This is a genomic window from Microbacterium sp. G2-16M (genome assembly GCF_055809115.1).
In genome coordinates this window covers 127,515-151,892 of record NZ_CM147897.1, presented here as the reverse complement: position 1 = coordinate 151,892, position 24,378 = coordinate 127,515, and the positions used below count along the sequence as shown (strand labels likewise).

The 24,378-nt window shown below is 71.2% G+C and carries 25 protein-coding genes; 14 read left to right on the top strand and 11 right to left on the bottom strand.

Going from position 1 to position 24,378, the window contains the following annotated elements; genetic code table 11:
• Positions 1-16: 16 nt before the first annotated feature.
• From AC0L6F_RS00740 to coaE, 4 genes are read right to left on the bottom strand one after another with little or no spacing between them, the layout of a single operon-like run.
• Positions 17-526, bottom strand: a complete 510-nt coding sequence (locus AC0L6F_RS00740) for a hypothetical protein (protein ID WP_274635754.1) — start codon at positions 524-526, stop codon at positions 17-19.
• On the bottom strand, positions 523-1,272 hold the full coding sequence (locus AC0L6F_RS00735; protein WP_473538836.1) for a DUF4129 domain-containing protein: 750 nt from the start codon (positions 1,270-1,272) through the stop codon (positions 523-525). The genes AC0L6F_RS00740 and AC0L6F_RS00735 overlap by 4 nt, the downstream gene beginning before the upstream one ends.
• A gap of 26 nt (positions 1,273-1,298) precedes the next feature.
• Positions 1,299-3,380: an excinuclease ABC subunit UvrB gene (gene uvrB / locus AC0L6F_RS00730; protein ID WP_274635756.1), complete on the bottom strand. Its 2,082-nt coding sequence runs from the start codon at positions 3,378-3,380 to the stop codon at positions 1,299-1,301.
• Between the two features lie 9 nt (positions 3,381-3,389).
• The gene (gene coaE, locus AC0L6F_RS00725) at positions 3,390-4,022 is read right to left on the bottom strand and encodes a dephospho-CoA kinase (RefSeq protein WP_473538835.1); all 633 of its coding nucleotides are present in this window, start codon (positions 4,020-4,022) and stop codon (positions 3,390-3,392) included.
• Positions 4,023-4,190: 168 nt separating this feature from the next.
• Here coaE and AC0L6F_RS00720 point away from each other — a divergent pair, with 168 nt between their 5' ends.
• From AC0L6F_RS00720 to AC0L6F_RS00705, 4 genes are all read left to right on the top strand, one after another.
• Positions 4,191-4,742, top strand: a complete 552-nt coding sequence (locus AC0L6F_RS00720; RefSeq protein WP_473538834.1) for a hypothetical protein — start codon at positions 4,191-4,193, stop codon at positions 4,740-4,742.
• Between the two features lie 32 nt (positions 4,743-4,774).
• Positions 4,775-5,344, top strand: coding sequence for a signal peptidase I (locus tag AC0L6F_RS00715; RefSeq protein WP_473538832.1), 570 nt, complete (start codon positions 4,775-4,777; stop codon positions 5,342-5,344).
• Positions 5,341-5,919 carry a hypothetical protein gene (locus AC0L6F_RS00710; RefSeq protein ID WP_274635760.1) on the top strand — a complete coding sequence of 193 codons (579 nt, stop codon included), beginning with the start codon at positions 5,341-5,343 and terminating at the stop codon, positions 5,917-5,919. Before AC0L6F_RS00715 ends, AC0L6F_RS00710 begins: the two co-directional genes overlap by 4 nt.
• 110 nt (positions 5,920-6,029) lie before the next feature.
• Entirely contained in the window at positions 6,030-6,812 is a 783-nt protein-coding gene (locus AC0L6F_RS00705; protein WP_473538831.1) for a response regulator transcription factor, read from the top strand.
• On the opposite strand, the gene AC0L6F_RS00700 is transcribed toward AC0L6F_RS00705, so the two are convergent.
• The 3 genes from AC0L6F_RS00700 to rpsA all read right to left on the bottom strand — a co-directional run bounded on the left by AC0L6F_RS00700 (position 6,799) and on the right by rpsA (position 11,236).
• Positions 6,799-7,986, bottom strand: a complete 1,188-nt coding sequence (locus tag AC0L6F_RS00700) for a hypothetical protein (protein WP_473538830.1) — start codon at positions 7,984-7,986, stop codon at positions 6,799-6,801. The genes AC0L6F_RS00705 and AC0L6F_RS00700 overlap by 14 nt on opposite strands.
• Positions 7,983-9,695 (bottom strand): sensor histidine kinase, encoded by a 1,713-nt coding sequence (locus tag AC0L6F_RS00695; RefSeq protein WP_473538829.1) that lies wholly within the window; start codon positions 9,693-9,695, stop codon positions 7,983-7,985. The genes AC0L6F_RS00700 and AC0L6F_RS00695 overlap by 4 nt, the downstream gene beginning before the upstream one ends.
• 83 nt (positions 9,696-9,778) lie before the next feature.
• Positions 9,779-11,236 carry a 30S ribosomal protein S1 gene (gene rpsA, locus AC0L6F_RS00690; protein ID WP_274635764.1) on the bottom strand — a complete coding sequence of 486 codons (1,458 nt, stop codon included), beginning with the start codon at positions 11,234-11,236 and terminating at the stop codon, positions 9,779-9,781.
• Between the two features lie 243 nt (positions 11,237-11,479).
• Between rpsA and AC0L6F_RS00685 the strand changes: the two genes are divergently transcribed.
• On the top strand, positions 11,480-11,977 hold the full coding sequence (locus AC0L6F_RS00685; protein ID WP_274635765.1) for a hypothetical protein: 498 nt from the start codon (positions 11,480-11,482) through the stop codon (positions 11,975-11,977).
• 24 nt (positions 11,978-12,001) lie between these two features.
• Here the strand turns inward: AC0L6F_RS00685 and AC0L6F_RS00680 are convergent, their stop codons facing one another.
• Positions 12,002-12,364 (bottom strand): TraR/DksA family transcriptional regulator, encoded by a 363-nt coding sequence (locus tag AC0L6F_RS00680; protein WP_259611778.1) that lies wholly within the window; start codon positions 12,362-12,364, stop codon positions 12,002-12,004.
• A gap of 51 nt (positions 12,365-12,415) precedes the next feature.
• On the opposite strand from AC0L6F_RS00680, the gene AC0L6F_RS00675 reads away from it, so the two are divergent.
• From AC0L6F_RS00675 to AC0L6F_RS00655, 5 genes are all read left to right on the top strand, one after another.
• A complete protein-coding gene (locus tag AC0L6F_RS00675; protein WP_473538828.1) occupies positions 12,416-13,456 on the top strand; it encodes an FUSC family protein in 1,041 nt (346 codons plus the stop codon).
• Between the two features lie 32 nt (positions 13,457-13,488).
• Positions 13,489-14,436 (top strand): 5'-3' exonuclease, encoded by a 948-nt coding sequence (locus tag AC0L6F_RS00670; protein ID WP_473538827.1) that lies wholly within the window; start codon positions 13,489-13,491, stop codon positions 14,434-14,436.
• A 236-nt stretch (positions 14,437-14,672) separates the two neighbouring features.
• Complete coding sequence (locus AC0L6F_RS00665; protein WP_473538826.1) at positions 14,673-15,845, top strand: sensor histidine kinase; 1,173 nt, start codon at positions 14,673-14,675, stop codon at positions 15,843-15,845.
• Positions 15,842-16,504, top strand: a complete 663-nt coding sequence (locus AC0L6F_RS00660) for a response regulator (RefSeq protein WP_473538825.1) — start codon at positions 15,842-15,844, stop codon at positions 16,502-16,504. Before AC0L6F_RS00665 ends, AC0L6F_RS00660 begins: the two co-directional genes overlap by 4 nt.
• Positions 16,505-16,626: 122 nt before the next feature.
• Positions 16,627-16,944: an SHOCT domain-containing protein gene (locus tag AC0L6F_RS00655; RefSeq protein ID WP_259611773.1), complete on the top strand. Its 318-nt coding sequence runs from the start codon at positions 16,627-16,629 to the stop codon at positions 16,942-16,944.
• A 76-nt stretch (positions 16,945-17,020) separates the two neighbouring features.
• Here the strand turns inward: AC0L6F_RS00655 and AC0L6F_RS00650 are convergent, their stop codons facing one another.
• Positions 17,021-18,022, bottom strand: coding sequence for a PHP domain-containing protein (locus tag AC0L6F_RS00650; RefSeq protein WP_473538824.1), 1,002 nt, complete (start codon positions 18,020-18,022; stop codon positions 17,021-17,023).
• A gap of 7 nt (positions 18,023-18,029) precedes the next feature.
• Positions 18,030-19,091 carry an anthranilate phosphoribosyltransferase gene (gene trpD, locus AC0L6F_RS00645; RefSeq protein WP_259611772.1) on the bottom strand — a complete coding sequence of 354 codons (1,062 nt, stop codon included), beginning with the start codon at positions 19,089-19,091 and terminating at the stop codon, positions 18,030-18,032.
• A gap of 148 nt (positions 19,092-19,239) precedes the next feature.
• Between trpD and ctaE the strand changes: the two genes are divergently transcribed.
• Genes ctaE through qcrB form a run of 4 tightly spaced genes read left to right on the top strand, consistent with a single transcriptional unit; the run spans position 19,240 to position 23,663 of the window.
• Positions 19,240-19,908, top strand: coding sequence for an aa3-type cytochrome oxidase subunit III (ctaE, locus tag AC0L6F_RS00640; protein ID WP_274638448.1), 669 nt, complete (start codon positions 19,240-19,242; stop codon positions 19,906-19,908).
• Positions 19,909-19,927: 19 nt separating this feature from the next.
• Positions 19,928-20,731, top strand: a complete 804-nt coding sequence (qcrC, locus tag AC0L6F_RS00635) for a cytochrome bc1 complex diheme cytochrome c subunit (RefSeq protein WP_259611771.1) — start codon at positions 19,928-19,930, stop codon at positions 20,729-20,731.
• A 32-nt stretch (positions 20,732-20,763) separates the two neighbouring features.
• Positions 20,764-21,843 carry a cytochrome bc1 complex Rieske iron-sulfur subunit gene (gene qcrA / locus AC0L6F_RS00630; protein ID WP_473538823.1) on the top strand — a complete coding sequence of 360 codons (1,080 nt, stop codon included), beginning with the start codon at positions 20,764-20,766 and terminating at the stop codon, positions 21,841-21,843.
• Positions 21,840-23,663 (top strand): cytochrome bc1 complex cytochrome b subunit, encoded by a 1,824-nt coding sequence (gene qcrB / locus AC0L6F_RS00625; protein ID WP_473538822.1) that lies wholly within the window; start codon positions 21,840-21,842, stop codon positions 23,661-23,663. Before qcrA ends, qcrB begins: the two co-directional genes overlap by 4 nt.
• Positions 23,664-23,851: 188 nt before the next feature.
• Here the strand turns inward: qcrB and AC0L6F_RS00620 are convergent, their stop codons facing one another.
• On the bottom strand, positions 23,852-24,331 hold the full coding sequence (locus AC0L6F_RS00620) for a GNAT family N-acetyltransferase (RefSeq protein WP_473538821.1): 480 nt from the start codon (positions 24,329-24,331) through the stop codon (positions 23,852-23,854).
• Between the last annotated feature and the right edge of the window lie 47 nt (positions 24,332-24,378).

The window sequence follows — 24,378 nt, the reverse complement described above, 5'->3', positions numbered from 1 at the left end:
CGGCTTCGGTCACGGCTCATCCTCTCCCTTGCGTCGCCCGCGTCTGCGGGCCGTCCGCGGTCGTCTTCTCGAGCGCCTCCAGCGCGTCCAGGCAGCGTTCCACCTCGGCGATCGAACGCACGTGCCCGCCGAGGAGGGGGTCCGCGCCGGCCGGGCCGAGCCGCACGCGGATCTGCGCGGCATCCCGTTCGTCGTCCAGGTCCAGGCCGTGCCGGCCGAGCCGGGCCCGGGCGAAGGCGCGCAGCCGCTTCACGCCGCTGTCGCTGATCTCGCCGTTGCGGCCGCGCAGCGACCACGCGATCTGGGTCATGTCCGAGCGTGTTCCCGGCCGCGGCTCGGCGTGCGTGCGGGCGTACAGGGGCCGGTCGCCGCCGGCGAACCCGGCCCAGGCGATGCCGCCGGCCAGTCCGAACAGCGCCACGGCGACCCCGGCCGGCCACGACATGCCCAGCCCCCACAGGACGAACCCGGTGACCGCGCCGAGCGCCGTTCCGGCCACGACCGGTCCGGCGGCGGCCCGGTTCATCGTTCGCCTCCCGGGGACGGCGCCGATGCCGTAGGCCGATCGGCCGGGTCGTGCCAGGACCGCTGGAGGTGCAGCAGGCACTCCCGCGCGGTGCGCACGGTGCCCTCGTCGGCGTGCCGGCCCCCGAACCGCACATCCTGGTACAGGCGCAGCAGGATGTCGGTGGCCGAGCTGTTCGTCTCGAAGCGGCGGATGATCCGTGCGGCGTACTCGGCGGGCGTCTCCGACGCCGCCCGGCGCGCGCCCGCCTGTCGGGCCGCGTCCTCCAGCCCCAGCCAGGCCTGCACGATCGCATCGTCGGGTGTGCGCTCCTCGTCCAGGATCTGAAGGGCGCGCGCGATGCCCCGCTGCACGACGGGCGCGGCGACGGCGGTGTCGGTGACGGTGGCGGCGCCGGATTCGGATGCCGCCTCGGCGGCACGCCGCACCCTCCGGCGTCGCTGCCGGAATCGGCGCACCAGGACCACGACCACGACGGCCACCAGCAGGGCGACGGCCAGGGCGAACACGATGGCCAGGATGATCCGGATGACCCCGGCCGCTCCCTCGGCGCCGGCCAGCGACGGCGGCGGTGTGGCCTGCCCGGTCAGCGTCGGCCGGGGCTGCGCAGTGCGCACCGGAGGTGCGGGATTCCACCGCGGCGCCCCCACCTCCAGCGGGCCGGCCAGGACGACCCCGAGGACGGCGACGGCACCGGCGGCGACCACGGCCGCCACGAGCAGCCTGCGGCCGTTGCGGGTCCTCACACGCTCACGCTAGCCGATCCCGCCGATCACGCGTGACCGGCGTTCTCCATCGCGCGCAGCTCCTTCTTCAGGTCCTGCACCTCGTCGCGCAGGCGTCCGGCCAGCTCGAACTTCAGCTCGCCGGCGGCCGCGAGCATCTGCGCGGTGAGGTCGGCGATCGTGTCCTCCAGCTGGGTGGCCCCTTCCGCCGCGATGCCCTCGCGGCGCAGCCGCGGCGTCGGGCTCTTGCCCTTGCCGGACTTCGACTTGGCGGCATCCCGCTTGGACATCATCGCGGCCGTGTCGGCGCCCTCCCGCGCCAGCACGTCGGTGATGTCGGCGATGCGCTTGCGCAGCGGCTGCGGGTCGATCCCGTGCTCGAGGTTGTAGGCGACCTGCTTCTCGCGCCGCCGGTCGGTCTCGTCGATCGCGGTCCGCATCGAGTCGGTCATGTTGTCGGCGTACATGTGCACCTCGCCGGAGACGTTGCGGGCGGCGCGGCCGATCGTCTGGATCAGCGATGTGCCCGAGCGCAGGAACCCCTCCTTGTCGGCGTCCAGGATCGCCACCAGCGACACCTCGGGCAGGTCGAGCCCCTCCCGCAGCAGGTTGATGCCCACCAGCACGTCGTACACGCCCGCGCGCAGCTCGGTGAGCAGTTCGACGCGGCGCAGCGTGTCGACGTCGGAGTGCAGGTACCGCACCCGCACCCCGTGCTCGCCGAGGAAGTCGGTCAGCTCCTCCGCCATCTTCTTGGTCAGCGTGGTGACCAGCACCCGCTCGTCGCGTTCGGCGCGGACCCGGATCTCCTCGAGCAGATCGTCGATCTGCCCCTTGGAGGGCTTGACCACGATCTGCGGGTCGACCAGCCCGGTCGGCCGGATGATCTGCTCCACCACGCCGTCGGCGATGCCCATCTCGTAGCGGCCGGGCGTCGCGGACAGGTACACGGTCTGCCCGATGCGCTCCTTGAACTCGTCCCAGCGCAGCGGGCGGTTGTCCAGGGCGCTGGGCAGCCGGAAGCCGTGCTCGACGAGCGTGCGCTTGCGCGAGGCATCCCCCTCGTACATGGCGCCGATCTGCGGCACCGTCACGTGAGACTCGTCGATGACCAGCAGGAAGTCGTCCGGGAAGAAGTCCAGCAGCGTGTGCGGCGGCTCGCCGGGCTGCCGGTCGTCCAGGTGCCGCGAGTAGTTCTCGATGCCCGAGCAGAACCCGAGCTGCTGCAGCATCTCGAGGTCGAACGTGGTGCGCATGCGCAGCCGCTGCGCCTCGAGCAGCTTGCCCTGCCGTTCGAGCTCGCCCAGGCGCTCGGCCAGCTCGGCCTCGATCGTGCCGATCGCGCGCTGGACGACCTCGGTGCTGGCCACATAGTGCGACGCCGGGAAGATCGGCACCGAGTCGAGCTTCTGCACGACGTCGCCGGTGAGCGGGTGCAGCATGTACAGCCCCTCGATCTCGTCGCCGAACAGCTCGATCCGGATCGCGTACTCCTCGTACACCGGGATGATCTCGATCGTGTCGCCGCGCACACGGAAGTTGCCGCGGGAGAAGTCGACGTCGTTGCGGTTGTACTGCATCGAGATGAACTGGCGGATCAGGGCGTCCCGGTCGTACCGCTCCCCCACCTGGAGCGCCACCATGGCGCGCATGTACTCCTCGGGCGCCCCGAGGCCGTAGATGCACGAGACGGTGCTGACCACGACGACGTCCCGGCGGGACAGCAGCGAGTTGGTGGTGGAGTGGCGCAGCCGTTCGACCTCGGCGTTGACCGAGGAGTCCTTCTCGATGAAGGTGTCGGTCTGCGGGACGTACGCCTCGGGCTGGTAGTAGTCGTAGTAGCTGACGAAATACTCCACCGCGTTGTGCGGCATGAGATCGCGGAACTCGTTGGCCAGCTGGGCGGCCAGCGTCTTGTTGTGCGACAGCACCAGCGTCGGGCGCTGCACCCTCTCGATCAGCCATGCCGTCGTCGCGGACTTGCCGGTGCCGGTGGCCCCGAGCAGGACGACGTCGGTCTCGCCGGCGTTGATGCGCGCGGCGAGCTGCTCGATGGCCTGCGGCTGGTCGCCGCTGGGCATGTATTCGCTGACGACCTCGAACGGCCGGACGGAGCGGGTGGTCTGCATCCCTCCAGGCTACGTCGCGCCTGGGACATCGTGGCGGCCGCGGATGCCGGAGCTCAGCCGCTGCCACAGCGCATCCGTCTGCTCCTCGGTGTGCGCCATCGATCCGGAGGTGTCGATCACGACGTCGGCGACCGCCAGCCGCTGCGCATCCGTCGCCTGCGACGCGATCCGCGCGCGGGCGTCGTCGGCGGCCATGCCGCGCAGCTCGACCAGGCGCCGCTGGCGGATCTCGGCCGGGGCGTGCGCGACGACGACGAGGTCCCATTCGCCGGTCCCCCGCGCCTCCACCAGCAGCGGCACGTCGTACACCACGACCGCATCGGGGTCCGCGGCCCGGGCCTGCGCGAACCGGCGCTGCGACTCGGCCCCGACGGCCGGATGCACGATGGCGTTCAGCCGTGCGATCCGGTCGGGATGGCCGAAGACCCGGGCCCCCAGCGCGGCGCGGTCCAGCGACCCGTCCTCCCGCAGCATGCCGGCCCCGAACTCCGCGGCGATCCCATCGAGCACCGGCGAACCCGGCTGCTGCACCTCGTGGACGAGCGCGTCCGCATCGACGACGACCGCGCCGTGCGCGGCGAGCCGCCGTGCGATCGTCGACTTCCCCGAGGCGATTCCGCCGGTCACTGCGATCAAAGGCATGACTACGAGGATGCCACGCCTCAGCATCCGCTCAAGATCCATACCCTTGGGCGGCCTTGAGCCGCGCCTGAGGGGCGCTTGAGGACGCCGTTCTACCGTCATCTCATCGCACATCACCGGAGCACCGCACCCGACGGCCCGGTCCGCAACTTCTGAGAGGCAGCACCCATGAACGACACCACCACTCGCACCGCCCGACGCACCGCACGCCAGGCCCGCAAGCGCCGCCCGATCATCGCCGGCGCCCTCGCCCTGCTCGCGGTGGGCGGCATCGGCGCGGCCGTGACCAGCGCCGCCTGGACCGACAACGTGTTCTTCTCCGCGCCGGCCCAGGCCGCCACATTCAACCTCCAGGGCTCGCTGGACGGCAGCAGCTGGGTCGAGTCCGACAACGCCGGCAGCATCCAGCTGGTGGTTCCGGCCGCGACGTTCGCCAACATGCTGCCCGGCCAGACCCGCACCGTCACGCTCCAGGTGAAGAACACCGGCACCGCGAACGCCGCCCTCACCGCCACCGCCGCGTGGACCGCCGGCAGCACCTTCACCACCGCCCCGACCCTGACCGCGACCCCCGCCACCGGCACCCTCACCGCCGCCGGCGGCGCGGGCGCCACCACGACGATCACGCTGACCGTCGCGGCCCCCGCCGACTGGGCCGCGGGCAACCAGGGCAAGAGCGGCACCGTCCAGGTCACCATCGCCGGCACCGCCACCGCCTGATCGCCCGACACCCACCACGAGAAGAGCACATCATGGTCGTCCTTCACCGCTGCGCACTCGCCGTCCTGTGGACGCTGGCCGTCGTCGGCGTCGCCTGCGGCCTGGTCTGGGGCGCCACGGCGGCCGGCCTGATCAAGCCCCTCATCGTGATCTCCGGCTCGATGGAGCCGGGGATCATGACCGGCGACCTCGTGGTGGACACGCCCGTCGCCGCCGACACCCTCGCCCCCGGCGACGTCGTCAGCCTCCCCAACGCGCTCACCCACGATCTGGTCACGCACCGGATCGAATCGATCGCCGCGCACGGCGAGGGCTACACCATCACGCTGAAGGGCGACAACAACGAGTTCGCAGACGCGCTCGACTACCAGGTCGGCGCCGAGGTCTGGGCGCCGAGGGTGCAGCTGGCGGGGGCGGGCGCCCTGCTCCAGAGGCTGATGGCCCCGGGTGTCATGATCGCACTGCTGGTCGGCGTGCTGGCTCTCATCGCCTTCACCTGGATGACCCCGGCCACCCGTCCCGAGCCCACGGCGACGCCGACCGCTCCCTTGGCCGGTTCGCGCCGCGAGCGCCGCAGGCTGCAGGAGGCGACCGCACCGTGAACCCGGCAGAGCACGGCGCCCACACCCGACCGACGGCGCACCGGCGTGCGCTCGTCGTCGTGGTGATCGCCGCCGTGTTCGCGCTGCTGCTCGGCGGCGCCGCGGTCGCCGACACCAGCGCAGCCTGGACCGACCGCGGCTACGCGGCCGCCACCGTCTCGGCCGGCACCTGGCCGACCTACGGCACCTGCACCGCGATGACGGCGCAGGGCACGCCGGTGGGCACCTGCACGATCACCGCCATGACCTACGACGCGTGGGGCGCGAAGAAACAGCACCAGCGCAACGTGTACCTGACCTTCCGGGTGTCGGCCCCGGCATCCACGTCCTCCATCACCGTGCGGGCCGATCTGTCCGCCGCGACCGTCACCACCGACACCAGCGACGGCACGTGGAACTGGGCCACGGCCGTGACCCTGCCCAGCCTGCAGTTCACCCCGACCTCGACCTGCGCGGCGCTGCCGTCGATCACCGGACGCACCGTCGCTGGCTGGAACTGGGCCGACAGCCCCAAGATCTTCTTCTCGCTCGCCGACTCCTCCGGCAGCTACCAGGGCAAGCCCAGCTGCTCATGAACGGAGTGTCGACCATGGCAGCCGAGGGCTTCCGCAGTGTGTTCTGGGATATCCTGGCGGAGGTCGCCGAGCCGGGGCGCATGGCGACTGCGGCCCAGGAGGGGGAGCGCGTGGATCAACAGGGGGACCCCGGGCGTGTCGCCGTGGTGATCGAGGACGAGGACGACATCCGCTCCCTGCTCGCCGACGTGCTCCAGCAGGCGGGCTTCCGCGTCCACACCGCCGGCACCGGCCAGGACGGCGTGGACCTGGTCCGCCTGGTCGATCCGATCGTGACCACGCTCGACGTGAACATGCCCGGCATGGACGGCTTCGCCACCGCCCGCAGCATCCGCGCGATCAGCTCGACCTACATCGTCATCCTCACCGCGCGCGCCGAGGAGATCGACGCCCTGCAGGGGCTGGATGCCGGAGCCGACGACTACGTGACCAAGCCGTTCCGCCCCCGCGAGCTGCGTGCCCGGATCGAGGCCCTGCTGCGCCGGTCGCGGATGCCGCTGCCCGGCGGGCAGCGCCCGGCCGAGCCGTCCGATCACCCGGCGGACGCCGCCGCGGCCACCGCCGGCACCGACTGGCTCGAGCACAACGGGCTGCGGCTGAGCATCGAGATGCGGCTCGCCTCGGTCGACGGCGTGGCGCTGGAGCTGACCCGCAGCGAGTTCGACATCCTCTCCGAGCTGATGTCGGCCCGGCGGCGGGTGGTCGGCAAGGGCGAGCTGGCCCTCATGCTGCGCGGCCAGCGCTACACCGGCAGCGAGTACCTCAGCGACAGCGATTCGCGCGTCATCGAGGTGCACATGGCCAACCTGCGCCGCAAGCTCGGCGAGTCCCCGTCCCGCCCCCGCTGGATCGAGACCGTCCGCGGCGTCGGGTACCGGCTCACGGCCCGCTGACGTCGGCGGGATCGCCGATCAGGACCGAGGTCCCGATGGTGTCGGCGGCGCGACGAGCGGCCGCACGTGCCACGGCCACCACCGCGTGCGTGTCCTCGGCGCCCGGCCCGGACAGCCCGATGCCGACGCCCACCACGGGGATGACGCCCCCCGACACGCCGCCCAGGTCGTCCACGAGGCCACGCGAGACGATCGCCCCCTGCCGCCGGGCATCCGGCTCGGACAGGGCGCGGAGGGCGAGCAGGAGCCCGCTCCGACCGTCCTCGCCGACCAGGGCCAGCGCGGGCACGTTGCGCACCACGCTGGCGCGGCAGGCCTCGGCCACGGCGCGGGCGGTCTCGGCGCCGAAGGCCGAGGCGATCTGGGGCAGGTCCTCGACCCGCACCGCGATGACCGCGATCTGCTCGCCGCGGCCGGACGCCCGCGCCAGGGCCTGGTCGAGCAGGCGGAGGAACGAGCCGTGCGGCAGCACGCCCTCGGTGCCCAGGAGCGAGACGGACGCCGTCAGCAGCGGCCCGCGGTCCACGGCGCGGTCGGCGCGCAGGACGGAGGTCACCACCAGCGCCACGATGGTGAGGATGACGGTCAGGACGCTGGTCACGGCCGTGCCGAACACGGTCTGGAACAGCGGGCTGTCGAACCCGGCCAGGAGCGCGACGATCGTCCGGCCCACGTAGAACAGCGACTGCAGCCCCAGCACGGCGGCGAGCGCCCGCGCCGTGCGGTAGCGGCCCATCTCGCCGCGCAGGGACTCCCCCGCGCCCAGCCCGGCGAACACCATCAGGCAGACGAACATCCACAGCGCGCCGGCCCACGCCCCGCCCTCGGGACCGGCCGCCAGCACCGCGACCGACGCGCCGACCGCGGCCACACCGACGACGAGGGCCGTGACGGTCATCCGGCGCGCGTTGAAGCGCCGGCATCCCAGCCACATGCACCCCGTCCCCGCGACGAACGTCCCGTTGCCGATCACCACTCCCCAGGTGATGGCCGGGTCGGCGGCCCACACCATGTACGACAGGCTGGTGAGCATGGCCCCCAGGAATCCCAGCGACCACACCCGCCCGGCGCCTTCGTCGCGCCGGGCGAACGTCTCGATGATGAAGTAGATGCCGCTGACGACCACGACCAGCGCGGTCACCGCCGACAGCGTCACCTGATCCAGGAGGATCATCGTTCCTCCTCGTCTGGCGCCGGCGCGCTCTCGTGCTCCTCCGGCTGCGTCACGGCGACGCGCGGTGCCGGCGCGGCCGCCGCGCGGGTCGCCGGCAGCCGGACGATGAAGGTCGAGCCGACGTCGGGCGTGCTGCGCACGGTGATGTCGCCGCCGTGCGCTCGCGCCAGCTGCCGGCTGATCGCCAGCCCCAGCCCGGTCCCGGTGCGGGCGCCCGAGCGGATGCGCTGCGCACGGTAGAACCGCTCGAACAGTCCGGACATCTCGGCCTCGGTCATCCCGATGCCGCTGTCGCGCACGAGGATCCAGGTGGAGTCCTCGCTGGTCGTGCATCCGAGTGTCACGACACCGCCCGGCCGGTTGTATTTGATGGCGTTCACGATCAGGTTGTCCAGGATCTGTCGCACCCGCAGCGGGTCCGCGTAGGCGACGGCGGGCTCGACCCCGGACGTGTCCAGCGTCACGGCGACCTCGGTCGCACGGTTCTCCAGCGACTCGGCAGCAGCGTGCACGACGTCGGCGACGTCGGTGTCGACCGGGGTGATCGTCAGGTCGACCGACCGGCCCGAGTCGCTGGATGCGGCGAGGATGTCGGCGATGATCCCCAGCAGCCGCTCGGCGTTGCGCTCCGCGATCTCCAGTCCCCGACGCGCACCGGCCGGCACGTCCGGGTCGTCGATCGCGAGGTCCAGGTAGCCGAGGATCGAGGTCAGCGGCGTGCGCAGCTCGTGCGACACCGAGGCGACCAGCTCGTCGCGGGCCCGCAGCGCCCGCAGCTCGCCGGTGACATCGCGCGAGACCAGCACCGCACCGGCGTCGGCGCTGTCCCGGTCCTTCAGCCGCCGGACCGAGATCGCCAGCGCGATGCTGTCCGGCCCCGGTTCGCCGAACCACAGCACCTGGGTGTCGAACGCCTGCCCCCGCAGCGCGCGCTGCAGCGGCATCTCGTCGTCGGCCAGCGGCGTCGTGCCGTCGGCCCCGAAGACCGGCGGTCCGCCGTCACGGGACCCCTGCACGAGCGTGCGCTGCAGCGGTGCGGGCGCCTCGTTCGCAATCGAGACCGCGCCGTCCTGCGCGATGCGGATCAGGCCGAAGTCGACCGCATCGATCAGCTCGGCGACCTCCTGCTCCTGCCGTCGCGAGCGGTCCAGGGCCGTCGCCAGCACCCGCGCCTGCTTGCCCAGCAGCATCCGCTGCGCCGCCGAGCGACGCGCCGTCGCATAGCTGGTCCCGCTGACGATGACGATGACCAGCGGAAGCAGCAGCGCCGAGTACCCGGACGGCAGTCCGGTCGGCCCGATCACGGTGACCGCGAAGGCGGCCAGGATCGTCGCGCTGCCGCCCACCGCGCCGACCAGGCCGAAGGTGGAGGACAGCCAGATCGCGGGGAACACCCACAGCAGGCCGATCCCGGATCTCGGATCGGCGAGCCGCATGAGGGTGATCGCCAGGATGTCGGCGACCGGGACGGCCGTGAGCCACCACGCGTTGATCCGGTTCCACGGCACGATGACCGCCGCACCGGTGGCGATGAAGACCAGCACGATGCCGGCGAAGAACAGCGGCATCCCGGACGCCGCCGGCGACGCGACGAGCATCACCGTGATCACCAGCACGACCAGACCGAGCAGAAGCTGGTTCAGCGCGGCGGCGCGTTCGAAGCTGCGGTCGCGACCGCCCGCCGTGTCGCCGAAGCCGCCGAAAGCCATATCGCAGACGCTATCGCGTCGGGATCGGAGAAGGGGCCGGAACCCGCGGGTTCCGGCCCCTTCTCACGGGGTGCGTCTGCCGATCAGCGACCGGAGAGCTTCTCACGCAGCGCGGCCAGCGCCTCGTCGTCGGCGAGGGTGCCACCACCCTGGTTCGACGACGACTCGCCGGCGAAGGCGGCCGGCTCGACGGCGGCGAAGCCTGCGGCCTCGGCCTCCTGCGCCTTGGCGACCTGCGCCTTGTGGGCCTCCCAGCGCGCCTGGGCAGCCGCGTACTCCTGCTCCCACTTCTCGCGCTGCTCGTCGAAGCCTTCCTTCCACTGGTTGGTCTCCGAGTCGAAGCCCTCGGGGTACTTGTACTCCCCGTTCTCGTCGTACTCGGTGGCCATGCCGTAGAGGGCCGGGTCGAACTCGGTGCCGAACGGGTCGACCGCGTCGTTCGCCTGCTTCAGCGACAGCGAGATGCGGCGACGCTCCAGGTCGATGTCGATGACCTTGACGAAGACCTCTTCGCCCACCGACACGACCTGCTCGGCGAGCTCGACGTGCTTGCCGGACAGCTCGGAGATGTGCACGAGGCCCTCGATGCCGTCCGCGACCCGCACGAATGCGCCGAACGGAACCAGCTTGGTGACCTTGCCCGGTGCGATCTGGCCGATCGCGTGGGTACGGGCGAAGACCTGCCACGGGTCCTCCTGGGTCGCCTTCAGCGACAGCGAGACCCGCTCGCGGTCCAGGTCGACCTCGAGGATCTCGACCGTGACCTCCTGGCCGACCTCGACGACCTCGCTGGCGTGCTCGATGTGCTTCCAGCTGAGCTCGGACACGTGCACCAGGCCGTCCACGCCGCCCAGGTCGACGAACGCGCCGAAGTTGACGATCGAGGACACCGTGCCCTTGCGGACCTGGCCCTTGTGCAGGTTGTTCAGGAAGTTGGTGCGCGACTCGGACTGGGTCTGCTCCAGCAGCGCGCGGCGCGACAGCACCACGTTGTTGCGGTTCTTGTCCAGCTCGAGGATCTTCGCCTCCAGCTCCTGGCCCAGGTACGGGGTCAGGTCGCGGACGCGGCGCAGCTCGATCAGCGAGGCGGGCAGGAAGCCGCGCAGGCCGATGTCGACGATCAGACCGCCCTTGACGACCTCGATGACCTGACCGGTCACCACGCCGTCCTCTTCCTTGATCTTCTCGACGTCGCCCCAGGCGCGCTCGTACTGGGCGCGCTTCTTGGACAGGATGAGGCGGCCTTCCTTGTCCTCCTTCTGGAGGACCAGGGCCTCGACCAGGTCGCCGACGTTCACGACCTCGTTGGGGTCGACGTCGTGCTTGATGGAAAGCTCGCGGGAGGGGATCACACCCTCGGTCTTGTAGCCGACGTCGAGGAGGACCTCGTCGCGGTCGATCTTGACGACGGTTCCTTCGATGAGGTCGCCGTCGTTGAAGAACTTCAGCGTCTTCTCGACCGCGGCCAGGAAGTCCTCGGCAGATCCGATGTCGTTGATCGCGACCTGCTTGGCGGCCGGGGCGGTCGTTGCGGTAGTCATGTAGTGGGTTGTCCTTGTTGGGTTGGATGTCGGGCCCCGGACGCCGACCTCTCCCATTCACAGTGCGAACGGGCGAGCGGAACGTGCCGGAGCGAAGCGGATTGTGTTGCGGATGCCACGAGCGCGTGCGAAACGAGCCACACGAGTGACGATCTACAGTATCAGAACGCCCCGGGCATCCGCGATGTTCCCGGGCGCCGTGATCCGGCGCGGACGCGGCCTCGCTCCCCGTAGCCTGGAGGGGTGACCGCGTCCACCGAACCGCTGAAGATCGTCTCGTCCCGCCGCACCCTCATCATCATGCTCGTGGTGTGCGTGCTGTTCGCCGCGATGGGCGTGGTCGTCCTCGCCCTCGCGCCGACCAAGACGCTGAACCTCATCGTCGGCGTCGGCGCGATCGGATTCTTCGGCGTGGGCGGCGGGATCGCGTTCGCGCAGCAGTGGCGGCGCAGCGTGGCGATCGTCGCGGACGACGACGGGCTGCGACTGGGCGCCGGCGGGCGCATTCCGTGGGCGGACGTGGACCGGATCGGCTCCACCTCGACGATGCTGGGGGTGCGGCTGCGCCGCTACGACACGTTCCTGGCCAGCCTCCCGCGCGCCACCGAGCACACCACCGAGAGCCTGCGCGCCTCGCGGGCGCAGAACGCCGGCTGGGACCTCACCTGGGCGAACCGGCTGCTGGATCGACCTCCGGGCGAGGCCGCCCGCGACCTGCAGCGGCGCCGCCCGGCGTCGTGAGAGTGCGCACGCCGGGCGAGCCGATCAGCCGCCGGCGCGCTCCGCACACGTGACGCACAGCGTCGCCATCGGCCGCACCCGCAGCCGCCCGACCGGGATGGGACGCCCGCACCCCTGGCAGATGCCGTAGTCCCCGGCATCCCACCGCGCGAGCGCGGCGTCCAGCGCATCGCGGTCGCGCTCCTGCGCCACGCGCAGGCCCTCCAGCCGCGACCACTCCCCGGAGAGCGTGACGCCCTCCGGATCGTGCTCGTCGTCGGCGGTCGTGTCGGTGCGCGCCGAGGCCAGCGCCGCCAGATCGGCGGCCAGCGCGGCGAGGGTCTCATCGACCGATGCGCGCCGTTCGCGCAGCAGTGCGCCGAACTCGGCCCGGTGTGCGTCGTCCATAGTCGATGACTATAGGACGCGCGGCGACGGCCGGCGCAATACCGTGGACCCATGCGCATGACCGCGACCTTCCGGGCCAGCCGTCGCTCCCCGCTGCTGCAGGTGCTGAAGTCGGCGGTGGCCACGGTGGCGGCGTGGCTGCTCGCGGGCTGGCTCCTGCCCGGACCGCTGCCGGTGTTCGCCGCGATCGCCGCGCTGCTGGTGGTGCAGCCGAGCCTGAACCAGTCGTTCTCCAAGGCGATCGAGCGCACGGTCGGGGTGATCGTGGGCGTCGCGGTGGCCAGCGTCCTGGGGCTGCTGCTGGGCAACGGGACGTGGATCATCCTGCTGGCGATCCTCATCGCGCTGGTGCTCGCCTGGTCGCTGCGGATGACCGCGGGCACGGCGAACCAGGTCGCGATCAGCGCGATGCTGGTGCTGGCGCTGGGCACGGGCACGCAGGGGTACGCCGTGGATCGGATCATCGAGACCATGCTCGGCGCGGTCATCGGCTTCGTCGTGAACATCGCCCTGGTGCCGCCGGTGGCCGTCGTGCCCGCCCACCGCGCCGTGGATCGCCTGGGCGCCGAGCTGGCCGCCACGCTGGACCGCCTGGCCTGGGCGCTGGTCCGGCCGCAGTCCCCCGCCGACCTCACCGAGCTCATCGTCACCGCCCGCCTCCTGCGGCCGATGCGGGATGCCGCGGAGGTGGCCATCCAGGACGCGGTCGAATCGCTCACCCTGAACCCGCGCGCCGGACGCCATCGGGCCGAGCTGACCGAGCTGGAGCGGCTGCTGGACCGCTTCTCCACCGTGGTGATCCAGACGATCGGGATGACGCGCACGGTCTACGACCGGTACGACGACAGCCTGCACGGCGAGCCGACGGCGGCGGCGATCGCCGAGCAGCTGCGCCGGGCGGCGCACGATGTGCGGCTGCTCGTGCACCGACTCGAGGACGAGAGCGAGCCGGCCCCGGTGGACGAGGAGGAGCCCGCCCTGACCCGGCCGTTGACCGTCTCGGCGCCGAGGTCGGGGCACTGGGTGCTCGTGGGGTCGCTGCTGGTCGACCTGCACCGCATCCACGACACCCTCGCCGAGGACGCGGACTGAGGGCCGTCCCCGTGCCGTGGCATGCTTGCCGCATGCCCGCGCCACGCTCCGAGAAGCTGCTTCTGCTCGATTCCGCGTCCCTGTACTTCCGGGCGTTCTACGGGGTCCCCGACTCGGTGAAGGCACCCGACGGCACGCCGATCAACGCCGTGCGCGGGTTCCTGGACATCATCGCGAAGCTCGTGGCGGCCTACGCCCCCACCGACCTGATCGCCTGCTGGGACGACGACTGGCGCCCGCAGTGGCGGGTCGACCTGATCCCGACGTACAAGGCGCATCGCGTCGCCCGGATCGTGGAGGGCGGCTCCGACATCGAAGAGGTGCCCGAGGCGCTGACCACGCAGGTCCCGCTCATCCGCGAGACCCTGGAAGCGCTCGGCCTGCCGATCGTCGGCGCCCCCGGATTCGAGGCGGACGACGTCATCGGCACGTTCGCCGCCCGCGCCGACATGCCGGTGGACGTGATCACCGGCGACCGCGACCTGTTCCAGCTCGTCGACGACGACCGCGCTGTGCGGGTCGTGTACACCGCCCGCGGGATGAGCAATCTCGATGTGCTCACGGACACGGCGATCCGCGATCGGTACGGCATCGGCGCCGCACAGTACGCCGACTTCGCCACGCTGCGCGGCGATCCCTCCGACGGCCTGCCGGGCGTCTCCGGAATCGGCGAGAAATCCGCCGCGACGCTGCTGAACGCCTATGGCTCGCTGGCCGCGATCATCGCCGCCGCCGCGCAGGACGACCCGGGGATCACGCCGCGCATCCGCGCCAAGATCGGCGCGGCGCACGACTACCTCCAGGCGGCCCCCGCGGTGGTGCGCGTCGCCGACAGCGCGCCGGTGGCCGTGGCATCCACCCGCCTTCCGGTGATGGATGCCGCGACCCGTGCGCGCGCGGCCGAGATCGCCGAGCGGCTCGGCCTGGGCACCTCGATGACCCGTCTCGTGGACGCACTGGCCGCGGCGACGGCCGCCTGACCGCGGGACCCGTGCAGAACTCCGGAGTTTCCGGTCCGACCCGCCGGATCCACCGCGGAGACTCGGCGACGCGCCCGGGTTCTCCGGAGTTCTGCACGCTCGCGCACGGCACGGTCGCCCGCGCGTCCTCGACGCCGAACACCGGCCCGCCGGCTGACGCGTACTCCCCCGGGAGTACGCGCGGCCACTCCGCCGGGCCGATGAGCGCCACCGGCCCGCACGAGTAGCCTGGCCGCATGCCGGAGCAGCGCCAGGACGACACCGCGCGCCGGTTCGGCCCGCCGCCCGGGGTGACGCTGTACGTCCCGGTCGTGGTGGCGTTCCTCGTGCAGGTGCCGGCGACCGTCGCGGTCTCGCTGTGGATGCACGTCGCGCCGCGCTGGGTGCTGCTGGGCACGGTGCTGGCGGCGGCCTCCGCCCTGGCGCTGCTGGCCGCCCGCGCCCTGCCGGGGCCGACGGTGGCGGCGGTGGCCGCATTCACCGTGGCCGATCTGTTCGTTCCGCCCGATGCGGGTCCGCCGTTCATCGCCCTGGCGTTCGCCATCGTCGGCGCCGTCGTGCGCGGCGCGCTCGGCTGGGCGCTGGGCGCGGTCGGCTCGGCCTGGCTCGTCGCCGTGGTGGCCAGCGGCATGAGCGGGCACCTGTGGCATCCGTTCCGGATCGCCCTGACGACGCTGCTGATCGGCCTGTGCTTCGCGATCGGCGTCGGGCTGCGCACCCGCCTGGATCGCGCGGCGCGCCGCCGCGCCCAGATCGTCGAGCGGCGGCGCGCGAGCGAGCAGGAGGAGCGCACCCGCATCGCCCGCGAGCTGCACGACGTGCTGGCGCATTCGCTGAGCCAGATCGCCGTGCAGTCCGGCGCGGGACTGCATCTGTTCGATCGCGAGCCCGAGCGCGCCCGCGAGGCGCTGGCCAACATCCGCGGGCTGGCGGCCACCGGACTGGACGAGGTCCGCAGCGTGCTCGCGATTCTGCGCGGCGACGGCGCCGACGCATCCGGGGCCGCCCCGCTCACCCCGCAGCCGCAGCTGGCCCAGCTCGCGCCCCTCGTGGCCGAGCGCACCGGTCACGGGCTCGAGGTGACCCTCGAGGACCGGCTCGACGGGCACCTGCCGCGCAGCAGCGTCCAGACGACCGCGTATCGCATCGTCCAGGAGGCGCTGACCAACGTCGTGCGCCACTCCGAGGCCGCGCACGCGGTCGTGCGGCTGCACCGCGACGGCGACCGGCTCGTGGTCGTCGTCGACGACGACGGCACCGGCACCGGCGCCGGCGCCGGTGCGGAGGGCGGCGGCATGCGTGGGATGCGCGAGCGCGCCGGTCTGCTCGGCGGCACCGTCGAGGTCCAGCCGGGGCCGGACGGCGGCACCCGCGTCCGTGCCGACCTGCCCTGGGAGGGATCCGCATGATCCGCGTCGCCATCGCCGACGACCACCAGCTCGTCCGCGCCGGGTTCCGCGCCCTGCTCGACTCCGAGCCCGACATCGAGGTGCGGGTGGAGGCGTCCGGCGGCGAGGAGCTGCTGCGGCGGGTGCGCGAGACTCCGGTGGATGTCGCGCTGCTGGACATCCGGATGCCCGACGGGGACGGCCTGTGGACGACCGAGCAGATCGCCGCCGATCCGGCGCTGGCCGAGCTGCGGGTGGTGATCGTGACCACGTTCGAGCTGGACGAGTACGTGGCCCGCGCCATCCGTGCCGGCGCGAGCGGGTTCCTGGTCAAGGACACCGAGCCGGTCGACCTCATCCGCGCGGTGCGGGTGGTCGCCGCCGGCGACGCGCTGCTGTCGCCCGGCGTGACCCGCCGCCTGCTCGAGCGGGCGGCGGGCGGGCTGCGGGATGCCCCGGACCGGCGCATCCTCGCGGAGCTGACCGAGCGCGAGGCCGAGGTGCTGCGTCTGGTGGCGCAGGGCCTGACCAACGACGAGATCGCCGCCCGCCTGTTCCTGTCGCCGCTCACCGCGAAGACGCACGTCTCGCGGATCATGCAGAAGCTGCATGCGCGCGATCGCGCGCAGCTGGTCGTGATCGGCTACGAATCCGGGATGATCACCCCCGGCTGGCAGTAGCAGTACTCCCCGCGGAGCAGCGCACAACACTCCCCTCGGCGGATTCGCGGATGCCGCGACCCGCGTTCACTGGATTCCATGAGCTGCGATCGTCGCGGCTTTCGAATCACGAGAGGGTCATCATGATCACCGCACTCGCCACAGCGGCCGCTCCGGCCGTTCACGCCGCCCACTGGGGCGGCCCGTTCTTCGGTCCGTGGTTCCTGCTCATCCCGCTGTTCTGGATCCTCGTGTTCGTCGTGCTGTTCGCCGTCTTCGGACGGCGGTGGCGGCGCCGCGCGATGGAGGGCGGCTACGGCCCGTACGGCCGGATGAACCCGAGCCGACAGGCCGAGACGACGCTCGCCGAGCGATACGCGCAGGGCGACATCGACGAGGTCGAGTACCGCAAGCGCCTCGAGGTGCTGCGGGCGAACGCGCCGGTGCCGCCCGGGCACTGAGACCGGGCACAGAGACCGGGCACACACCCTGATCCCGCCGCCCGGCCGACCTGGATCGGCCGGGCGGCGCTGCGCGTCAGCGGGCCCGCCCCGTCCATTCCCGCAGCCGTGCGAGCGGCCACGTGGTCACGATCCGCTCGGCCGGCACGCCCGCCTGCTCGGCACGCGCCGCGCCATGGTCGATCAGCGACAGCTGCCCCGGCGCGTGTGCGTCGGAGTCGATCGAGAACAAGCAGCCCAGGTCGAGGGCCAGGGCGAGCAGGTCATCCGGCGGATCCTGCCGCTCCGGGCGCGAATTGATCTCCACCGCCACACCGTGCGCCGCGCACGCCTCGAACACCGCGCGGGCGTCGAAATCCGACGGCGGGCGCGTGCCCCGGGCTCCCTCCACCAGCCGTCCGGTCACGTGGCCGAGCACGTCCACCTGGGGGTGGGATGCCGCGGCCACCAGCCGCGCCGTCATCGGCGCCCGCTCCATCCGCAGCTTCGAATGCGCGGACGCCACGACCACGTCGAGCGCTTCCAGCAGCTCGGTCTCCTGATCCAGCATCCCGGTCTCGAGGATGTCCACCTCGATGCCTGCAAGCAGCGTGAAGCCCCCTTCGCCCTCCGCGTTCGTCTGGGCGACCACGGCCAGCTGCTCGCGCAGCCGCTGCGGCGACAGTCCGTTCGCGACCCGCAGACGCGGCGAGTGGTCGGTCAGCGCCAGGTACTCGTGTCCGAGGGCCCGTGCCGCCTCCACCATCGGCGGGATCGGCGTGAGCCCGTCCGACCAGTCGCTGTGCGCGTGCAGATCACCGCGCAGCTGCGGCCGCAGCGTCGAGGCGAGCACCGTCCCGGTCTGTGCGCGCAGTTCGGCCAGATAGTCCGGCACAGTGCCGGCCAGCGCCTGCCGGATCACGGCGAACGTGGAGTCCCCGATCCCCTTGCGTCGGCGCAGCGCCGGGTCGCGCAGCTCGTCCTCGGACAGCCCCTCGATCGCCGTCGCGGCGGTGCGGAACGCCTTCGACCGGTACCGTGAGGCGCGCTCCCGCTCCAGCAGCGAGGCGATCTCCTCCAGGGCCGCGCGCGGGTGCATCGCCTGCTCAGTCCACGTGCGCGTGGGTCGCCGAGACCCATTCGTCCAGCTTGGCGGCCGCCGCACCGCTGTCGATCGTCTCCTCCGCGGTGCGCACGCCCTCGGCGAGCCGGTCCAGGATCGGACGCTGCACCTCGGTCGGGTCGCGGAACAGCCGGTAGGCGACCAGGCCGGCGGCCGCGTTCAGCAGCACGATGTCGCGGATCGGCCCGGTGCCTCCGCGCAGGGTCTGCCGCACGACCTCGGCGTTGTGCTGCGGGTCGCCGCCGAGCAGATCGTCCAGCCGCGCCAGCGGAAGGTCCAGGTCCGGCGGGTAGATGTCGTGCTCATGCACGTCGCCCAGACTCACCTCCCACACCCGGCTGTGCCCGGTGGTGCTCATCTCGTCCAGCCCGTCGTCGCCGCGGAACACCAGGGCGGTCGCGCCGCGGGTCTGGAACACGCCGGTGATCAGCGGCACCCGGTCCAGTTGCGCGACGCCCACGGCGTTGGCCTCGGCGCGGGCGGGGTTGCACAGCGGCCCGAGGAAGTTGAAGACGGTCGGCACTCCGAGCTCGGCACGGGTGACGCCGGCGTGGCGGAAGCCGGGGTGGAACGCCGACGCGAACGCGAAGGTGATCCCCGTCCGGCGCAGGGTCTCGGCCACTCGGTCGGGCTCGAGCGTCAGGTCCAGTCCGAGCGCGGCGAGCACGTCCGATGACCCGGACGACGAGCTGGCCGCCTTGTTCCCGTGCTTGACGACCGGCACACCGGATGCCGCGGCCACGACCGCCGCCATGGTGGAGATGTTGACCGTGCCCACCCGGTCGCCGCCGGTGCCGACGATGTCCAGCACATCCGCGTCCACCGGCAGCGGAACGGCGGCCTCCAGGATCGCGTCGCGGAAGCCGACGATCTCGTCCACCGTCTCGCCCTTGGCGCGCAGGGCCACCAGGAACCCGGCCAGCTGGGACGGCGTCGCGCTGCCCGACATGACCTGGCGCATCGCCCAGGTCGCCTCGGCGACACTCAGGTCGCTGCCCTTCAGGAGGGTGGTCAGGAGTTCGGGCCACGACGTGAGATCTGCCATGACTGAAGATCCTAGCGAGGCCGGGTGCGCCGCCGTTCACCGGGGATTCCCAGCGCGTTCCCAGCGCACCAAGGGTCGATACCCGACCGATGTGCGGCATCCTCTTAGGCTCCCCTAAGTGCGCGACAGCGTCCAACCGGGCACGTCGATGCGAATATCCCGCCTCAGAATCGGCCATAATGGGAGCGTGACGACCCCAGCGACTTTCAATCAGGCTCTGCGCACAGTGAAGCGACCAGACCCGGTCGCCGTGGGCACCATCGTCTGGCTCGGCAGTGAGGTGATGTTCTTCGCGGGACTGTTCGCGATCTACTTCACCCTGCGCAGCACCTCGCCCGATCTGTGGGCGGAGATGACACAGCACCTGAACGTGCCGTATGCCGCCGTGAACACGATCATCCTCGTGCTCTCGTCGGTGACGTGTCAGATGGGCGTGTTCGCGGCGGAGCGCTTCCAGCCGTACTCGACGAAGAAGCGCGGACCGCTCGGCTGGGGCATGGTCGAGTGGTTCTTCCTCACCTTCGCGATGGGTGCGGTCTTCGTCTCCGGCCAGGTCTGGGAGTACGCGCAGCTGACGATGGAGGGGATGCCGATCTACGCCAACGCGTACGCCTCGGCGTTCTACCTGACCACCGGCTTCCACGCGCTGCACGTGACCGGCGGCCTCATCGCCTTCCTCCTCGTGATCGGCCGCGCTTACGCCGTGAAGAACTTCGGGCGCAAGGAGGTGACGACCTCGATCGTGGTGTCGTACTACTGGCACTTCGTCGATGTCGTCTGGATCGCGCTGTTCCTCGTCATCTACTTCCTGAAATAAGAAGAAGGCTGCATCCGAAATGGCACGTGAGAAGAAGCGTCGCGCCTCTGGGCGCCGCAGCCCGCTGGCAGCCGTCGTCCTGATCGGCGCCGGACTGCTGATCACCGGCGGCGTCTACGCCGGCGCGTCGGCCGCCATGGCCGCCACCACCGACAGCCCGACCAGCGCCACCGCGCTGACCGTGGACGACGGCAAGAAGCTGTTCCAGGCGAACTGCGCCACCTGCCACGGCATGGACCTGCAGGGCACCGAGAGCGGTCCGTCGCTGTACGGCGTCGGCGAGCTGGCGGTCGAGTTCCAGGTCTCCACCGGGCGGATGCCGCTGGCCATGCAGGGCCCGCAGGCTCCGCAGAAGCCGGCCCAGTTCACCGAGGACCAGATCAAGGCCATGGCCGCCTTCGTGCAGTCCATCGCACCCGGTCCGACCTACCCGTCCGAAGAGACCCTGGACGGCAAGGGCGACGTCGCCAACGGCGGCGACATCTTCCGCACCAACTGCGCCATGTGCCACAACGTGGCCGGCGCCGGCGGCGCGCTGACCGAGGGCAAGTACGCTCCGGCGCTGGGTGGCACGAGCGCCCTGCATATGTACGCCGCGATGGTGACCGGCCCGCAGAACATGCCCGTGTTCAGCAACCTGAACCTGAACCTGGAGGAGAAGCGGGACGTCATCTCGTACCTGCTGTACCTCCAGAATCACGAGTCCGCCGGCGGATTCGGACTCGGTGATCTCGGGCCCGTCTCCGAAGGCCTGTTCATCTGGATCTTCGGCATCGGCACCCTCATCGGGGTGACGGTGTGGATCACCGCGAAGTCCAACTGATCGATCACTGAATTCCACGCACGAGGAGCACCATGGCACACGAGGAAGACCCGCTCGAGCACGAGAGGGCTTCGTGGAAGCCCTCCCCCGGGCTCGCCGTCGCGGTCCCCGATCCGGTGCAGAACGACGTCCTGCCCGCGCATCGCGAGCGCGTCACGGACACCGATCCGGCCGCCATGAAGCGCGCGGTCCGCACGGTGTACACGCTGTTCTACCTGTCGGCCGCGTTCAGCATCTGGGCCGTCGCCGCGTACATGATCTTCCCGATCGAAGACGGCCGGGTCACCAGCATCCGCCACAACAACCTGTTCATCGGTCTGGGGATCGCCCTGGCGCTGCTGGCACTGGGCATCGGCGCCATCCACTGGTCCAAGGCGATCATGTCGGACAAGGAGTTCGTCGAGCCGCGGCACGCCACCCGCGGCCGGGACTCCACCCGTGAGGCCACGGTCGCGGCGTTCGCCTCGGCCAACGAGGAGTCCGGCTTCGGCCGGCGCGCGATGATCCGCAACTCGCTGTTCGCCGCCCTCGTGGCCTCGATCATCCCCGGCATCACGCTTTTCCGCGGTCTCGCGCCGCAGGACACCCCGGCCAACCCCCGCGGCGGCGACCCGGTCTACCTGCTCAGCCACACGATGTGGAAGAAGGGCATGAAGCTCGCGCACGACCCGAGCGGCATCCCGATCAAGGCCTCGGACGTCACCCTGGGATCGGCGTTCCACGTCATCCCCGAAGACCTCGCCAAGCTCGACCACAGCCAGGGCTACCTCGATCAGAAGGCCAAGGCCATCGTGCTGCTGATGCGGCTTCCCGTCGACGCGCTGCACCCCGCGCCGGGCCACGAGGACTGGGGATTCGACGGGATCGTCGCCTACTCGAAGGTCTGCACCCACGTCGGGTGCCCCGTCGCCCTGTACGAGCAGCAGACGCACCACCTGCTGTGCCCGTGCCACCAGTCGCAGTTCGACGTGTCGCACGGCGCCCGCGTCATCTTCGGCCCGGCGGCGCGTGCGCTGCCGCAGCTGCCGATCGAAGTCGATGACGAGGGCTACATCGTCGCCAAGAGCGACTTCCACGAACCTGTCGGCCCGAGCTTCTGGGAGCGCCATTGAGTACCGCAACCACCCCCTCCCGGTTCGAGGAGGAGACGAAGGAGAAGCCCCTGGGCGGCCGCTTCGTGGGCTGGGCGTCGAACTACATCGATGAGCGCACGAGCCTGTCCGGCTTCGTCAAGGAGCTCGGACGCAAGATCTTCCCGGACCACTGGTCGTTCATGCTCGGCGAGATCGCGCTGTGGAGCTTCGTGGTGATCCTGCTGTCCGGCACGTTCCTGACGTTCTTCTTCCAGGCCTCCATGGTCCCCACGCACTACGCCGGGGCGTTCGTCCCGATGCGCGGCGTGGAGATGTCTGCGGCCCTGGACTCGACGCTGCGGCTGTCCTTCGACATCCGCGGCGGACTGCTGGTGCGCCAGATCCACCACTGGGCCGCACTGGTTTTCGTGGCCGGCATCGGCGTGCACATGCTGCGCATCTTCTTCACCGGTGCATTCCGCAAGCCGCGCGAGCTGAACTGGGTGATCGGCTTCATCCTGTTCATCCTGGCGATGGCCGAGGGCTTCACCGGCTACTCCCTGCCCGACGACCTGCTGTCGGGCAACGGCCTGCGCATCATCGACGGAATGGTCAAGGGCATCCCGGTGATCGGCACCTGGACCTCGTTCCTGCTGTTCGGCGGGGAGTTCCCCGGCGACCAGATCGTCGGACGCCTGTACACCCTGCACATCCTGCTGCTGCCGGCGATCCTGGTCGGACTGCTCGTGGTGCACCTGATGCTGATGGTGATCAACAAGCACACCCAGTTCGCCGGGCCGGCCCGCAAGAACAACAACGTCGTCGGCTACCCGATGATGCCGGTGTACATGTCCAAGATGGGCGGCTTCTTCTTCATCGTGTTCGGGCTGATCGTGCTGATCGCCTCGCTGTTCACGATCAACCCGATCTGGAACTACGGGCCGTACGACCCGTCCCCGGTCTCGGCGGGCACCCAGCCCGACTGGTACATCGGCTTCGCCGACGGCGCGCTGCGCCTGGTGCCGCCGCACCTCGAGTTCGTGTGGCTGGACCACACCTGGTCGTTCAACATCATCCTGCCGCTGCTGGTCCTCGGCGTGTTCATCATCCTGGTGCTGATCTACCCGTTCATCGAGGCCTGGGTCACCGGCGACAAGCGCGAGCACCACATCGCGCAGCGTCCGCGCAACGCCGCCACGCGCACCGCCATCGGCGTGGCCGGCGTCATCTTCTACGCGGTCCTGTGGGCGGCGGCATCCTCCGACCTCATTGCGACGCACTTCCAGCTGACCATGGAGGGCGTGATCCACACGCTACAGGGCATGCTGATCCTCGGCCCGATCATCGGCTACTTCGTCACGAAGCGGATCTGCATCGCGCTGCAGAAGAAGGACCGTGAGATCGTCCTGCACGGCTACGAGTCCGGGCGCATCGTCCGCCTGCCCGGCGGCGAGTTCATCGAGGTCCACCGGCCGATCGAGCACTTCGACCGGTTCAAGCTCGTGGACTACGAGACCTACGAGCCGTTGATCGTGCGTCCCAACGCGAAGGGCCGGATCGGGTTCTGGCAGAACGCGCGCGCCAGCCTGTCGCGGTGGTTCTTCGAGGATCGCCTCACGCCGGTCTCGCAGTCCGAGATCGAGGCCGCCGTGGCGCACCAGCACCACGCGCTGCACGAGATGTCCGAGACCGCGGACGCCGAGATCCAGGGCGCCCACGAGCGCGCCGGACACCCGGATGCCCCGCTGCGCCCGGCAGAGCTCGAGGAGAAGACCGGCGAGATCCCGGTGCGTCCGACCTCGATCCTGGCCGACGACGACGAGACCAAGCACCACCACGAGAAGGACCCCGGCCAGTAGGCCTTCCCGTCCCTCTCCCGGGCCCCGTCGCACTCCGTGCGCCGGGGCCCGCGTCGTCCCCCACCGCCTCACCCCACCCCGCCCCGCCCCGCCGAGGTTGTCCCCCGTGCGCCGAGGTTGTCTTCCGTGCGCCGAGGTTGTCCTCCGTGCGCCGAGGTTGTCCTCCGTGCGCCGAGGTTGTCTTCGGTTCAGGTGGCCAACGCGGCGCCGAAGAGGACGCCTTCTCCCCCGTCGAACGGCACGCCGCGGAATTGGGCACCGCGCGCCAGCTCACGGAACCTCCACCGGCGGTGTGCGGCGATGGATGCCTCGTTCCGGGCATTCGTGAAGTAGTAGGCGTGCTCTGCCCCATCGCGGCGGAGCAGCTCGAGACGGGCAGCCACCAGCACCGCGGCCACGCCCCGGCGACGGTGGGCGGGAGCCACGGTGATCCCCATCAGGTAGTGGCCTGAAGGAGCGTCGTCCTGACGGTCTCGGAAGAGACGTGTGGCGGCCCACCCGAGGACCGCCCCCTGCTCGAGCGCCACGCAGAGGTGCTCATCGTCCCCGTCCACAGCGCGACTCGCCCAGTTCCGGAAGCGATCGGATGTCGATCTGCCGGCGGCGGTCTGCACCTCCAGGATCGCGTCGACGTCGGATGGCTGCGCGGTGCGGACGGCGAGAGACACGCGAGCCAGCCTACCGGCCGTCCGACGACAGGCCACGCCGCCCTCAG

Coding starts and splice junctions, on each gene's coding strand:
- qcrA (WP_473538823.1), top strand. CDS start 20,764: ATGGCACACGAGGAAGACCCGCTCGAGCACGAGAGGGCTTCGTGGAAG.
- ctaE (WP_274638448.1), top strand. CDS start 19,240: ATGCGAATATCCCGCCTCAGAATCGGCCATAATGGGAGCGTGACGACC.
- coaE (WP_473538835.1), bottom strand. CDS start 4,022: ATGCCTTTGATCGCAGTGACCGGCGGAATCGCCTCGGGGAAGTCGACG.
- qcrC (WP_259611771.1), top strand. CDS start 19,928: ATGGCACGTGAGAAGAAGCGTCGCGCCTCTGGGCGCCGCAGCCCGCTG.
- trpD (WP_259611772.1), bottom strand. CDS start 19,091: ATGGCAGATCTCACGTCGTGGCCCGAACTCCTGACCACCCTCCTGAAG.
- uvrB (WP_274635756.1), bottom strand. CDS start 3,380: ATGCAGACCACCCGCTCCGTCCGGCCGTTCGAGGTCGTCAGCGAATAC.
- AC0L6F_RS00695 (WP_473538829.1), bottom strand. CDS start 9,695: ATGGCTTTCGGCGGCTTCGGCGACACGGCGGGCGGTCGCGACCGCAGC.
- AC0L6F_RS00715 (WP_473538832.1), top strand. CDS start 4,775: ATGGTCGTCCTTCACCGCTGCGCACTCGCCGTCCTGTGGACGCTGGCC.
- AC0L6F_RS00700 (WP_473538830.1), bottom strand. CDS start 7,986: ATGATCCTCCTGGATCAGGTGACGCTGTCGGCGGTGACCGCGCTGGTC.
- AC0L6F_RS00680 (WP_259611778.1), bottom strand. CDS start 12,364: ATGGACGACGCACACCGGGCCGAGTTCGGCGCACTGCTGCGCGAACGG.
- rpsA (WP_274635764.1), bottom strand. CDS start 11,236: ATGACTACCGCAACGACCGCCCCGGCCGCCAAGCAGGTCGCGATCAAC.
- AC0L6F_RS00675 (WP_473538828.1), top strand. CDS start 12,416: ATGCGCATGACCGCGACCTTCCGGGCCAGCCGTCGCTCCCCGCTGCTG.
- AC0L6F_RS00740 (WP_274635754.1), bottom strand. CDS start 526: ATGAACCGGGCCGCCGCCGGACCGGTCGTGGCCGGAACGGCGCTCGGC.
- AC0L6F_RS00660 (WP_473538825.1), top strand. CDS start 15,842: ATGATCCGCGTCGCCATCGCCGACGACCACCAGCTCGTCCGCGCCGGG.
- AC0L6F_RS00665 (WP_473538826.1), top strand. CDS start 14,673: ATGCCGGAGCAGCGCCAGGACGACACCGCGCGCCGGTTCGGCCCGCCG.
- AC0L6F_RS00650 (WP_473538824.1), bottom strand. CDS start 18,022: ATGCACCCGCGCGCGGCCCTGGAGGAGATCGCCTCGCTGCTGGAGCGG.
- AC0L6F_RS00655 (WP_259611773.1), top strand. CDS start 16,627: ATGATCACCGCACTCGCCACAGCGGCCGCTCCGGCCGTTCACGCCGCC.
- AC0L6F_RS00670 (WP_473538827.1), top strand. CDS start 13,489: ATGCCCGCGCCACGCTCCGAGAAGCTGCTTCTGCTCGATTCCGCGTCC.
- AC0L6F_RS00720 (WP_473538834.1), top strand. CDS start 4,191: ATGAACGACACCACCACTCGCACCGCCCGACGCACCGCACGCCAGGCC.